We start from the raw sequence: 12,240 nt of genomic DNA, 5'->3' as shown, positions 1-12,240 counted from the left end.
GATGTTCGGCTGTATGAAAAAGCTTTGCATGCTGGGGGCCGCAATGACGCTGCTCGCGAGTCACTCGGCAGTCGCGGCCATGGGGCCATTCGAGATTTACGAACAGGCATTGCGCAATGATCCGGTGTTCCTGGGGGCGATCAAGGAGCGCGATGCCGGCCTGGAAAACCGCGTGATTGGCCGCGCCGGGCTGCTGCCTCGGATCGGTTACACCTACAACAAGGGCCGCAACTCGTCCAAGGCGACGTCTCTGGATGATCGTGCGCGCAATCGAACTGATGAGCGCAACTACAACAGTTACGGCTCGGCGCTCACGGTGCAGCAACCGCTGCTCGATTACGAGGCTTATGCGGCGTATCGCAAAGGTGTGGCGCAGTCGTTGTTCGCCGACGAAGCCTTTCGCGGCAAGAGTCAGGAACTGTTGGTGCGAGTGCTGGATAACTACACCAAAGCCTTGTTCGCCCAGGACCAGATCGACATCGCCCAGGCGAAGAAGAAGGCCTACGAACAGCAGTTCCAGCAGAACGAACACATGTTCAAGCAGGGCGAGGGCACGCGCACCGATATTCTCGAAGCCGAGTCGCGCTATGAACTGGCGACTGCCGAGGAGATCGAAGCGCGCAACGAGCAGGATGCCGCTTTGCGCGAGCTGGGCGCGCTGGTGGGCGTGCCGGCGGTGGATATCGGCGATCTGGCGCCGCTTGGTCAGCAATTCCAGACCTTCACCCTGCAACCGGCCAACTTCGACACCTGGCATGAACTGGCGATAAGCAACAACCCGAACCTCGCTTCGCAGCGTCAGGCCGTGGAAGTGGCGCGCTACGAAGTCGAGCGCAACCGCGCCGGGCATCTGCCGAAAGTAAGCGCCTACGCCTCGATGCGCGACAACGAGTCCGAAAGCGGCAACACCTATAACCAGCGCTACGAAACCAACACCATCGGCCTGGAAGTCAGCGTGCCGCTGTACGCCGGCGGCGGGGTATCGGCCTCCACACGGCAGGCCAGCCGCACCATGGAACAGGCCGAATACGAACTGGATGGCAAAACCCGCGAAACCTTGATCGAACTGCGCCGCCAGTTCAGCGCCTGCCTGTCCGGAGTGAGCAAATTGCGCGCTTATCAGAAGGCCCTGAAGTCGGCCGAGGCGCTGGTGGTCTCGACCCGACAAAGCATTCTGGGCGGCGAACGCACCAATCTCGATGCGTTGAATGCCGAGCAGCAACTGTTCACCACCCGCCGCGACCTGGCCCAGGCGCGCTACGACTACCTGATGGCCTGGACCAAATTGCATTACTACGCCGGGACGCTGAATGAGCAGGATCTGGCGCGGGTGGACGAAGCATTTGTGGTCGCGCAACAGCCCTCACCCTAACCCTCTCCCAGAGGGAGAGGGGACCGATCCGGGGAGATTGGCGAGATGCACCGACTTGAACGAGCTGTGCTGAATCCGTAATCGACTGTTTTTCTCAGGTCGCTGAATGACTGAAGACAACACGGTCGGCGCCCTCTCCCACAGGGAGAGGGCTGATCGAGTGGCCTGCGATAGCTGCATCGACCTGAACCACCGAGCTGGACGCAGGTTTTGACATCAACACAAATCGGCTCCCTCTCCTCGGGGAGAGGGCTGGGGTGAGGGGAACAGGCGACACCGCAATTGAGCCCTGAACAAAACAACAAAAACGAGAGTGATGACCATGGACGTACGCATCAAACCGATTTCGCTCGGCACGCTGTTGCTGGTGACCTCGGCAACGCAGGCGCAATACCTGGAAACCGGCCAGCCCGGCAATCCGGCCAGTTGGCGCAGCGCCGAGTTCCTGCGTGACTGGGGCCTGGAGCGCATGCAGGCCGATCAGGCCTACGCTGCCGGCATCACCGGCAAGGGCGTGAAAATCGGCGCGCTCGATTCCGGTTTCGATGCCGCCCACCCGGAATTCTCCGCCGACCGTTATCACCCGGTAACCGCCAGCGGCAGCTACGTCGATGGCTCAGCGTTCAACGTCGACGGCACGCTCAACCCGAACAACGATTCCCACGGCACCCACGTGGTCGGGACCATGGGCGCTGCCCGTGATGGCAGCGGCATGCACGGGGTGGCGTACAACGCGCAGATCTACGTCGGCAACACCAACAAGAACGACAGTTTCCTCTTCGGCCCCAGCCCTGATCCGCGTTATTTCAAAGCGGTCTACGACAGCCTTGCCGACGCCGGCGTGCGGGCGATCAATAACAGTTGGGGCAGTCAGCCGCCGGATGTCAGTTACCGCACTCTCGCAGATCTGCACGCCGCCTACGCGCAGCACTGGAACAAGGGCACCTGGCTCGACGCCGCTGCCGACGTTTCGCGGCGCGGTGTGATCAATGTGTTCAGCGCCGGCAACAGCGGTTACCCGAACGCCAGCGTACGCTCGGCGCTGCCGTACTTTCAGCCGGATCTGGAAGGTCACTGGCTGGCGGTGTCCGGGCTCGATCAGAGCAATCAGCAGAAGTACAACCAGTGCGGCATCGCCAAATACTGGTGCATCACCACGCCGGGGGCGAAGATCGACAGCACCATTCCCGGCGGCGGTTATGCGATCAAGTCCGGTACCTCGATGGCGGCACCGCATGCGACTGGCGCCTTGGCGCTGGTGATGGAGCGTTATCCGTACATGACCAACCAGCAGGCGCTCGAGGTGCTGCTGACCACCGCTACGCAACTCGATGGCTCGGTCACAGACGCACCGAACGAGCGCGTCGGTTGGGGCGTCGCCAACCTCAACCGGGCAATGCGCGGGCCGGGGCAATTGCTCGGTGCGTTCGACGCGAATCTGGGGGCAGGGCAGCGCGATGTCTGGAGCAATGACATCTCCGACAAGGCGCTGCTCCAGCGTCAAAACGAAGACCTCGCCGAGCACAGCGACTGGCAGCAAACCCTGCAGGACAAAGGCTGGCAGAACGGTGTGCCGGCCAGCGCCAGTCAGCAGGAGCAGACCGATTACGCCGTCGGCATGTTGCGTGATGCGGCAGCGGCGAACCGGGTGTACGAGGGCAGCCTGATCAAGTCCGGCGCCGGGCAATTGCTGCTCAGTGGCGCAAACACCTATCGCGGTCCGACTACCGTCAACGGCGGTCTGCTGACGGTCAACGGTTCGCTGACCTCAGCGGTCACCGTCAACGACAGCGGCACCCTCGGCGGCTCGGGTAGCATCGGTGCGTTGACCGCCAACAGCGGCGGCCGGGTTGCACCGGGCAATTCCATCGGCACCTTGAACGTCGCTGGTGATGTGACACTCGCCCCAGGCTCGACTTACGCCGTCGAGCTATCGCCCACCAGCAGCGACCGCATCGTTGCCGGCGGCACGGCAACCGTCAGCGGCGCCAGCGTCAGCCTGGCGCTGGAAAACAGTCCGACCTTGCTCAGCAGCGCCGAAGCGCAAAGCCTGCTCGGCCGCCAGTACGACATCCTGCAAGCGGCAGGCGGCGTGCAGGGACAGTTCGCTGCGGTGGTGCCGAACTACCTGTTCATCGGCGGCGCCCTCGACTACGCCGCAAGCGGCATTCAGCTGAATATCCAGCGCAATGCCACAAGCTTCGCCAGCGTTGGGCAAACGCCGAACCAGCGTTCGGTGGCGGCGGCAGTCGAAGGTCTGGGCGCCGGCAATTCGGTTTACGAAAGCGTGCTTCGTGCACCGACTCAAGCCTCGGCGCAGCAAGCCTTCCAGCAACTGAGCGGCGAGATTTATCCAGCGCTGGGGACAATGCTGATCACCGACAGCCGCCAGTTGCGTGATGCGCTCGGCGAGCGGCTGCACGATGACTCGGCGACCCGCAGCAACGGCTGGATCAAGGCTCTCGGCGCTTGGGGCAGCACCGATTCGGGCCACGACACGGCCGGCTACAACACCTCGATCGGCGGCCTTCTGGCGGGCGTCGACGGCGCGTTCGATGAGCAGACCCGCATCGGTCTGGTCACCGGTTATAGCGACAGCTCCTTGAGCATGGGCTCGGGCACGCATTCCTCGGCAAAAGTCGACAGCTACCACCTCGGTGCTTACGCCGGGCACGATCTCGGCGCCTGGCGCTTGAGCACTGGCGCGGCGTACAGCTGGCATCGCGGCGATGTGAAGCGCGATCTGCAATACGACGAGGTCAGCGCCAAGCAGAAAGCCAAGCTCGATGCGACCACCACCCAAGTCTTTGCCGAGGCGGCGTATCGCTTGCAGTTGCAAGCGTTGGCGCTGGAACCGTTCGCCAACCTGACCTACCTGCATCTCGACACCGAAGGCTTTACCGAGAAGGGCGATGCCGCTGCGCTGAAAAGCTCGGGCGATCAGCGCGATGCGGTGTTGAGCACCTTGGGCGTGCGGGCGAGCAAAACCTTCCACCTTTCCAGCCAGCAAGCGCTGGACGTCAGCGCGCGTCTCGGCTGGCAGCACAGCCTCAGCGATATCGAATCAGAGCAGCATTTGCGTTTTGCCAGCGGCGGCACGCCGTACTCAGTGGAGAGTTCGGCGCTGGTACGTGATGCCGCACTGGTCGGCGTGCAGGCCAGTCTGGCCTTGAGCAAGGACGTGCGGGTCAACCTCGATTACAACGGCCAACTGGCCAGCCGCGAGAAGCTGCATGGCGTTGGCCTGAGCCTGAACTGGCAGTTCTGATTGCATGTGTTTGAGCCCCTGTGGCGAGGGGATTTATCCCCGACTGCGCAGCAGTCGCAAAACCTGTGTTGATCGTTCCCACGCGCAGCAAAGGAATGCAGCCCGGGACGCTCTGCGTCCCATTGGAACGCGGAGCGTCCCTAGAGGCATTCCCACGCAGAGCGTGGGAACGATCAAGGCAAGCGAATTTTTCGCAACATCACTAAGGAAGGTCGTGGATGGATAACAACAATACCCCCGCGCAAACGGGTGGCCGCTTTGCCCTGAAAACCCTGACAGTCGCCATGCTCTGTGCCAGTGCGATGGCGCAGGCAGCGCCTTACGTTGAGAACGGCCGCAGCGGCGATCCGTCGAGCTGGCGCAGCAATGAATTCAAGGCCGACTGGGGCCTGGGCGCGATCGGTGCGGATTATGCCTACGCCGCCGGCTACACCGGCAAAGGCGTGAAACTGGGCATCTTCGATCAGCCGGTCTACGCCGCGCATCCGGAGTTCTCTGGCAGTAACAAAGTCGTCACCCTGGTCACCAGCGGTATCCGCGAATACACCGACCCGTATATTCCGGTGAAAGCCGGCGACGCGTTCCGCTATGACGGTTCGCCCTCGGTCGGCTCCGACGGCAAGCTCGGCGCCCATGGCACCCACGTCGGCGGTATCGCGGCGGGCAGTCGCGACGGCGGGGTGATGCATGGCGTCGCATTCGGTGCGCAGATCATCAGCGCTGACAACGGCGACCCAGGCCCCGAAGATGGCATCGTGCGTGGCAACGACGGCGCGGTGTACAAGGCCGGTTGGGATGCGCTGATCGCCAGCGGTGCGCGGATCATCAACAACAGCTGGGGCATCGGCATCACCGACCGCTTCGACCTCGGCGGCCGCGATCCGGCGTATCCGCACTTCACCGTCAACGACGCGCAGTTGCAGTTCAACGAAATCCGCACCTTGCTCGGCACCAAACCCGGCGGCGCCTACGACGGCGCGATTGCCGCCGCACGCAGCGGCATCGTCACTATTTTTGCCGCCGGCAACGACTACAACCTGAACAACCCGGATGCCATTGCCGGCCTCGGTTATTTCGTTCCGGACATCGCGCCGAACTGGATCACCGTCGCCGCGTTGCAGCAGAACCCGGACACCGCCAGCGCCAATCCGTACGTGATCAGTACGTTCTCCTCGCGCTGCGGCTATACGGCGAGTTACTGCGTCTCGGCGCCGGGCACCAAGATCTACAGCTCGATCATCGAAGGCACCAACGCCGACAACTTGACCACCGGCTACAAAAACTACAACGGCACCTCGATGGCCGCGCCACATGTGGCCGGTTCCATCGCAGTGTTGATGGAGCGCTTCCCGTATATGTCCGGCGATCAGGTCGCCAGCGTGTTGCGCACCACTGCGACCGACCTCGGCGCACCGGGCATCGACGCCTTGTACGGCTGGGGCATGATCAACCTGCGCAAGGCCATCGATGGCCCGGCGATGTTCGTCACCGAGCAGGACATTCCCGAGGAGTTCCGCGTTCAGGGCGCGTACGGTTCCGGCCAGTTCGTTGCTGACTTGCCGGGCATCGGCGCAATCATCGATCAGGGCAAACCCACCGAACGCGTATGCAGCGATATCACTTGCGGCCTCGACACCTGGCGCAACGACATTGGCGGCCACGGCGGTCTGACCAAGCAAGGCATCGGCACTTTGGTGCTGACCGGCAACAGCACTTACAGCGGCCCGACCCTGGTCAACCAGGGCCGTCTGGCCATCAACGGCTCGCTGCAATCGGCGGTCACCGTCAACAACGGCGGCATCCTCGGCGGCAATGGCCGCATTGGCGCACTGGCTGTGAGCAGCGGCGGTACGGTGGCACCGGGCAATTCCATCGGCACCCTGAATGTGGCAGGTGACGTGACTTTCGCGCCGGGTTCGACCTACGCCGTAGAGCTGTCGCCGACCAGCAGCGACAAGATCGTCGCGGGCGGCAAAGCCGTCATCGACGGCGCCACGGTGAGCCTGTCGCTGGAAAACAGCCCGACCCTGCTCAGCACCGGCGAAGTGCAAAGCCTGCTCGGCACTCGCTACAACATTCTGCAAGCGGCGGGTGGCATTGAAGGGCGTTTCGGTCAGGTCTTGCCGAATTACGCCTTCCTCGGCGGCACTCTGGATTACTCGGCGGGCGGCATTCAGCTGGCGGTGGGGCGCAATGAGGCATCGTTCGCCAGCGTCGGTCTGACGCCGAACCAGCGCGCCGTTGGTGCGGCTGCCGAGCGTTTGGGTTCGGGCAATGCGCTGTTCGAAACCCTGTTGCTGTCGCCCAACGCGGCGTCGGCGCAGCAGGCCTTTCAACAGCTGTCCGGCGAGATTCACCCGGCCATTGGCACGCTGCTGATCAACGACAGCCGCTACCTGCGCGAAGCCGTCGGCGAGCGCCTGCGTGAGCGTGATCTGTTCAACGCCGATGCGCCGACTGATGAACGCAGCAACGTCTGGGTCAAGGTGCTGGGGTCGTGGGGTGAAAGCGATGGCGGACACGACAATGCCGATTCCAACAGTTCCATCGGCGGGCTGCTGGCTGGCGTCGACGGTCTGATTGCTGAAGATACCCGTCTCGGTTTCGTCACTGGTTACAGCGACAGCTCGTTGAGCATGGGCAGCGGCACGCATTCGTCGGCCTCGGTCGACAGCTACCACTTGGGTGCGTATCTGGGCCATGAAATCGACGCGTTGCGCCTGACGGTCGGCGGCGCCTACAGCTGGCATCGCATTGATGTGAAGCGTGATCTGCAGTTCGGCGACGTCAGCGGCAAACAGAAAACCAAACGTGACGCGACCACCGCGCAAGTGTTCACCGAGGCCGCTTACGATCTGGGCCTGCAACCGATGAACCTGGAGCCGTTCGCCAATCTGTCCTACGTGCACCTCAACACTGACAGCTTCACCGAGAAGGGTGACGCTGCGGCGCTGAAGGGTGGTGAAGACAACCGCGACGTGGTGCTGTCGACCCTCGGCGTGCGCGCCAAGCGCAGTTTTGCCGTGTCGGACAAGCATCAGCTGGAACTGGGCGCCAGCCTCGGCTGGCAGCACAACCTGAGCAGCGTCGATGCCGACAGCCATCTGGCCTTTGCCAACGGCAACAGCGCGTTCACCGTGCAGAGCGTATCGATGGATCGTGACGCTGCCGTGGTCGGCGTGCGCGCAGGGCTGGCGCTCAATCGCGACGTGCGGGTCAACCTCGACTACAACGGCCTGATCGGCTCTAACGAGAAAGATCACGGCGTCGGTCTGACGCTCGACTGGCAGTTCTGAGGCGTAACCGGCAGCACTTCATGGGCTGCCGGTTTTTCAAGGAAAAGGAGCGCTGCACATGGGATTGTTCGATTACAAAAATGCCGACGGCAAAGGGCTTTACAGCGATGCCATCGCACTGACGCTGTATGCCTACACGCCCACCGGCAAACCATTGCCTGCCACCGCGTGGGCACCGGTCACGGCGACGGCGTTGGGCTATCAGGGCAAGGTCGGCGCGCAAGGCACGTTCTTCGGTGAACAGGACGGTTTCACCAGCGCCGAGGCCGAAGTGCTCGGCAAGTACGACGCTGCGGGACAACTGATCGGCCTCGGCATTACCTTTCGCGGCACCGGCGGGCTGGGTTACAGCGACACTTTCGGCGATCTGAAAAACAATCTGCTGGCAGCGGTCGGGCCATCGGATTACGCCAACAACTATGCGAAAAACGCCTTCGACAATCTGCTCAAGGCCGTCGCCGCTTTCGCGATCGCCAACGGTGTCGCTGCCAAGGATGTGCTGATCAGCGGCCACAGCCTCGGCGGGCTTGGGGTTAATAGCGTTGCTGAATTGAGCGCGGACAACTGGGGTGGCTTTTACAAGGATGCCAGTTACATCGCCTTCGCCTCGCCGACCCAGAGTTCCGGCAGCCAGGTGCTCAATATCGGTTTCGAAAACGATCCGGTGTTCCGTGTGCTAGATGGCACCACGTTCAGCACGGCGTCGATGGGCAAGCACGACAAGCCCCACGAATCGACCACCGACAACCTCGTCAACTTCACCGATAACTACGCTTCTACGGCGCAAAACCTGGTGCCGTTCAGCATCGCCAACCCGCTGAACTGGTCGGCGCACAGTTCCCTGGGCTACGCCGATGGCTTGAATCGGGTGATCGATTCGGCGTTCTACAACCTGACCGAGCGAGACTCGACGATCATCGTCGCCAATCTCGAAGAGGCATCGCGGAGCAAGACCTGGGTCGAGGACCTGGGCCGCAGCGGCGAGCCGCACAGCGGCAGCACCTTCATCATCGGCACGCAGAGCAGCGACTGGCTCAAGGGCGGGGCGGGTAATGATTTTCTTGAAGGGCTGGGCGGCGGCGACCGTTTTCGTGATGACGGCGGCTACAACGTCATTTTCGGCGGGCAGGGCCATAACACCTTCGAACTGCAGAAACCGTTGCAGAACTTCAGCTTCGCCAACGACGGCGACGGCACGCTGTACGTGCGCGACGCCTACGGCGGCATCAGCCTGACCCGCGACATCGGCGCGCTGGTCAGCAAAGAGGCCGGTTCGTGGTGGGGCAGCAAGGAAATCACCTGGGGCGTCACCGCCAAGGGTTTGAGCAATGGCAGCGAACTGACCCAGTACAACCATTCGCTCAGCGGGGATGGTTACGGCAATGCCTTGCATGCCACGGCCGAAGGCGACTGGCTGTTTGGCCTTGGTGGCGATGATCAACTGATCAGTGACAAGGCGCAGGTGACTTTCGTCGGTGGCGCCGGTAACGATGTGATGACGGCGGTGGGTGGCGGCAACACCTTCCTGTTCAGCGGCGCGTTCGGTTTTGATGCGATCAATGGTTATCAGGGCAGCGACAAACTGCTGTTCATGGGCGTCGAGGGCGCAGGGCAGGGTTATGACTACAAACAGCATGCCGCGCAGTCTGGTTCCGACACCGTGCTGAAGATTGGCGATTTTGCCGTGACGCTGATTGGCGTCGGCGTGGCTAACCTGACGGACTCGAGTTTCGTCTTTGCCTGATTCCGAAGTTGCAGGAGATCTCATCGTGGGAGCGAGCCTGCTCGCGAAAGCGCTGGTTCAGGCGATTGTGGTGTTGAATGTGCTACCGCCTTCGCGAGCAAGCTCGCTCCCACAGGTATGGCGTACACATGATCGTTCCCACGCTCTGCGTGGGAATGCAGCCGGGGACGCTCTGCGTCCCACAAGATCGCAGCCTCCGGCAGTTCCTACAGAGGCTGTGCACGATGTAATGAATGCTCCGGAGCCCCGCGCTCTGGCTGTGAGCTATCTCTGACAATTCCAACAACAAGAGAGGCAATGGCAATGGGTGTATACGACTACAAGAACTTCGGCACAGCCAATTCCGCGGCGCTGTTCAGCGATGCCATGGCGATCACGCTGTATTCCTATCACAACCTCGATAACGGCTTCGCCGCCGGTTACCAGCACAACGGCTTCGGCCTCGGTCTGCCGGCGACGCTGGTTACCGCACTGATTGGCGGCACCGATTCGCAAGGGGTGATACCCGGTATCCCGTGGAATCCCGACTCGGAAAAACTCGCCCTCGATGCCGTGAAAAAGGCCGGATGGACGCCCATCACCGCCGCGCAATTGGGCTACGACGGCAAGACCGATGCACGCGGGACGTTCTTCGGCGAGAAGGCCGGCTACACCAGCGCGCAAGTGGAAATCCTCGGCAAGTACGACGCTCTGGGTCACCTCACCGAACTGGGGATCGCCTTTCGCGGCACCAGCGGCCCGCGCGAAATCCTCATCGGTGATTCGATTGGCGACGTGATCAACGATCTGCTCGCGGCGTTCGGCCCGGCCGATTACGCAAAAAACTACGTCGGCGAAGCCTTCGGCAATCTGCTCAACGATGTCGTCGCATTTGCCCGGGCCAACGGCCTCAGCGGCAAGGACGTGCTGGTCAGCGGTCATAGCCTGGGCGGCCTGGCGGTGAACAGCATGGCTGACTTGAGCGCTGGCAAGTGGGGCGGTTTCTTCGCCGACTCCAACTACATCGCCTACGCCTCGCCGACGCAAAGCAGCGGCGACAATGTGCTGAATATCGGCTACGAAAACGACCCGGTGTTTCGCGCCCTCGACGGCTCGACTTTCAGCAGCGCTTCAGTGGGCGTGCACGACGCGCCGCATGCCTCGACCACCGACAACATCGTCAGCTTCAACGACCACTACGCCTCGAACGCCTGGAACGTGCTGCCGTATTCGATCCTGAACATTCCGACGTGGATTTCGCACCTGCCCACTGGATACGGCGACGGCATGACCCGCGTGCTGGAATCGAAGTTCTACGACCTGACCAGCCGCGACTCGACGATCATCGTCGCCAACCTGTCGGACCCGGCGCGGGCCAATACTTGGGTGCAGGACCTCAACCGCAACGCCGAAACTCACAAGGGCAGCACCTTCATCATCGGCAGTGACGGCAACGACCTGATCCAGGGCGGCAGCGGTAACGACTATCTGGAGGGGCGCGCCGGAAATGACAGCTTCCGCGACGGCGGCGGCTACAACATCATTCTGGGCGGGCAGGGCAGCAACACCCTCGACTTGCAGCAGGCGGTGAAGAACTTTGATTTCGCCAACGACGGCGCCGGCAACCTGTACATCCGCGATGCCAACGGCGGGATCAGCATCACCCGTGACATTGGCAGCATCGTCAGTAAAGAGCCGGGGTTTCTCTGGGGCGTGTTCAAGGACGACGTGCTGCACAGCGTCACGGCCACGGGGCTGAAAGTCGGCAGTAACCTCACCGCTTATGAATCGAGCGTAAAAGGCACGGCCAGTGCTGACATGCTCAAGGCGCATACCGGCGGTGACTGGCTGTTTGGCCTGGAGGGCAATGATCATTTGCTCGGCGGTGCGGGCAATGACGTGTTTGTCGGTGGTGCTGGCAATGACCTGCTGGAATCGGGCGGCGGGGCAGATACGTTTTTGTTCAATGGCGCGTTCGGCGAGGATCGGGTCGTTGGCTATACGGCCGATGACAAACTGGTGTTTCTTGGCGTGGAGGGGGTGTTGCCGGGAGAAGATTTCCGCGCCCATGCGTCGGCGGTCGGGAAGGATACCGTGCTGACGTTTGGTGCGGATTCGGTGACGTTGGTGGGGGTGGCGCTGGGGAGTTTGAGCGCCGACGGGGTGGTTATCGCCTGAGGTTGATGCGGGGCCTGTGCCGGCCCCTTCGCGAGCAGGCTCGCTCCCACAGGGGATTTGTGAACGACGTAGATCCAGTGTGGGAGCGAGCCTGCTCGCGAAAAACGATCATTCAAGCAAAGTCAGTCTTCCTTGCGCACGGTCGCGACTTCATCCGCGCGAACCTTGACCTTGGCGCCGGAAATATCCTCGAACTCATAGAAACCGTCTTCGGTCTCGGTCTTTGGCATGTCCTCGGTCAGGTACTGGGTGCCGTTCTGCAACGTCACCACGGTCTGGGTCGAACAGCCGCCCAGCGCCAACAGGGCTGCGACCGCTACAGGAATGCCCAGCATCTTGATTTTCATACCCACCTCTGACTCCTTGCTTGAATGTGATTGCGGGCATTGTCGGCCCTGTAACG

The 12,240-nt window shown here is 62.2% G+C and carries 6 protein-coding genes; 5 read left to right on the top strand and 1 reads right to left on the bottom strand.

Translation table 11 applies throughout. From position 1 onward, the window contains the following. The first annotated feature begins 1 nt into the window (after position 1). From V8J63_RS17975 to V8J63_RS17955, 5 genes are all read left to right on the top strand, one after another. Positions 2 to 1,372 carry a TolC family outer membrane protein gene (locus V8J63_RS17975; protein ID WP_024013060.1) on the top strand — a complete coding sequence of 457 codons (1,371 nt, stop codon included), beginning with the start codon at positions 2 to 4 and terminating at the stop codon, positions 1,370 to 1,372. 322 nt (positions 1,373 to 1,694) lie between these two features. Then, positions 1,695 to 4,640 (top strand): autotransporter serine peptidase EprS, encoded by a 2,946-nt coding sequence (gene eprS / locus V8J63_RS17970; protein WP_336464439.1) that lies wholly within the window; start codon positions 1,695 to 1,697, stop codon positions 4,638 to 4,640. Between the two features lie 218 nt (positions 4,641 to 4,858). Beyond that, positions 4,859 to 7,936: an autotransporter domain-containing protein gene (locus tag V8J63_RS17965; protein WP_336464438.1), complete on the top strand. Its 3,078-nt coding sequence runs from the start codon at positions 4,859 to 4,861 to the stop codon at positions 7,934 to 7,936. A gap of 58 nt (positions 7,937 to 7,994) precedes the next feature. Then, positions 7,995 to 9,680 carry a polyurethane esterase gene (locus V8J63_RS17960; protein ID WP_130887948.1) on the top strand — a complete coding sequence of 562 codons (1,686 nt, stop codon included), beginning with the start codon at positions 7,995 to 7,997 and terminating at the stop codon, positions 9,678 to 9,680. A 303-nt stretch (positions 9,681 to 9,983) separates the two neighbouring features. Next, positions 9,984 to 11,837 carry a polyurethane esterase gene (locus tag V8J63_RS17955; RefSeq protein ID WP_336464473.1) on the top strand — a complete coding sequence of 618 codons (1,854 nt, stop codon included), beginning with the start codon at positions 9,984 to 9,986 and terminating at the stop codon, positions 11,835 to 11,837. Between the two features lie 122 nt (positions 11,838 to 11,959). On the opposite strand, the gene V8J63_RS17950 is transcribed toward V8J63_RS17955, so the two are convergent. Continuing rightward, positions 11,960 to 12,184 carry a YgdI/YgdR family lipoprotein gene (locus V8J63_RS17950; protein WP_016774830.1) on the bottom strand — a complete coding sequence of 75 codons (225 nt, stop codon included), beginning with the start codon at positions 12,182 to 12,184 and terminating at the stop codon, positions 11,960 to 11,962. Positions 12,185 to 12,240 lie beyond the last annotated feature (56 nt).

The organism is Pseudomonas sp. CCNWLW23, assembly GCF_037095675.1.
GTDB lineage: Bacteria > Pseudomonadota > Gammaproteobacteria > Pseudomonadales > Pseudomonadaceae > Aquipseudomonas > Aquipseudomonas atacamensis.
The sequence above is the reverse complement of the archived record's forward strand: the minus strand, read 5'-3'. Positions and strand labels throughout refer to the sequence as shown.

Excerpts from the sequence above, each read along its gene's own strand:
- V8J63_RS17950 (WP_016774830.1), bottom strand. The coding sequence starts at position 12,184 with ATGAAAATCAAGATGCTGGGCATTCCTGTAGCGGTCGCAGCCCTGTTG.
- V8J63_RS17955 (WP_336464473.1), top strand. The coding sequence starts at position 9,984 with ATGGGTGTATACGACTACAAGAACTTCGGCACAGCCAATTCCGCGGCG.
- V8J63_RS17975 (WP_024013060.1), top strand. The coding sequence starts at position 2 with ATGTTCGGCTGTATGAAAAAGCTTTGCATGCTGGGGGCCGCAATGACG.
- V8J63_RS17960 (WP_130887948.1), top strand. The coding sequence starts at position 7,995 with ATGGGATTGTTCGATTACAAAAATGCCGACGGCAAAGGGCTTTACAGC.
- V8J63_RS17965 (WP_336464438.1), top strand. The coding sequence starts at position 4,859 with ATGGATAACAACAATACCCCCGCGCAAACGGGTGGCCGCTTTGCCCTG.
- eprS (WP_336464439.1), top strand. The coding sequence starts at position 1,695 with ATGGACGTACGCATCAAACCGATTTCGCTCGGCACGCTGTTGCTGGTG.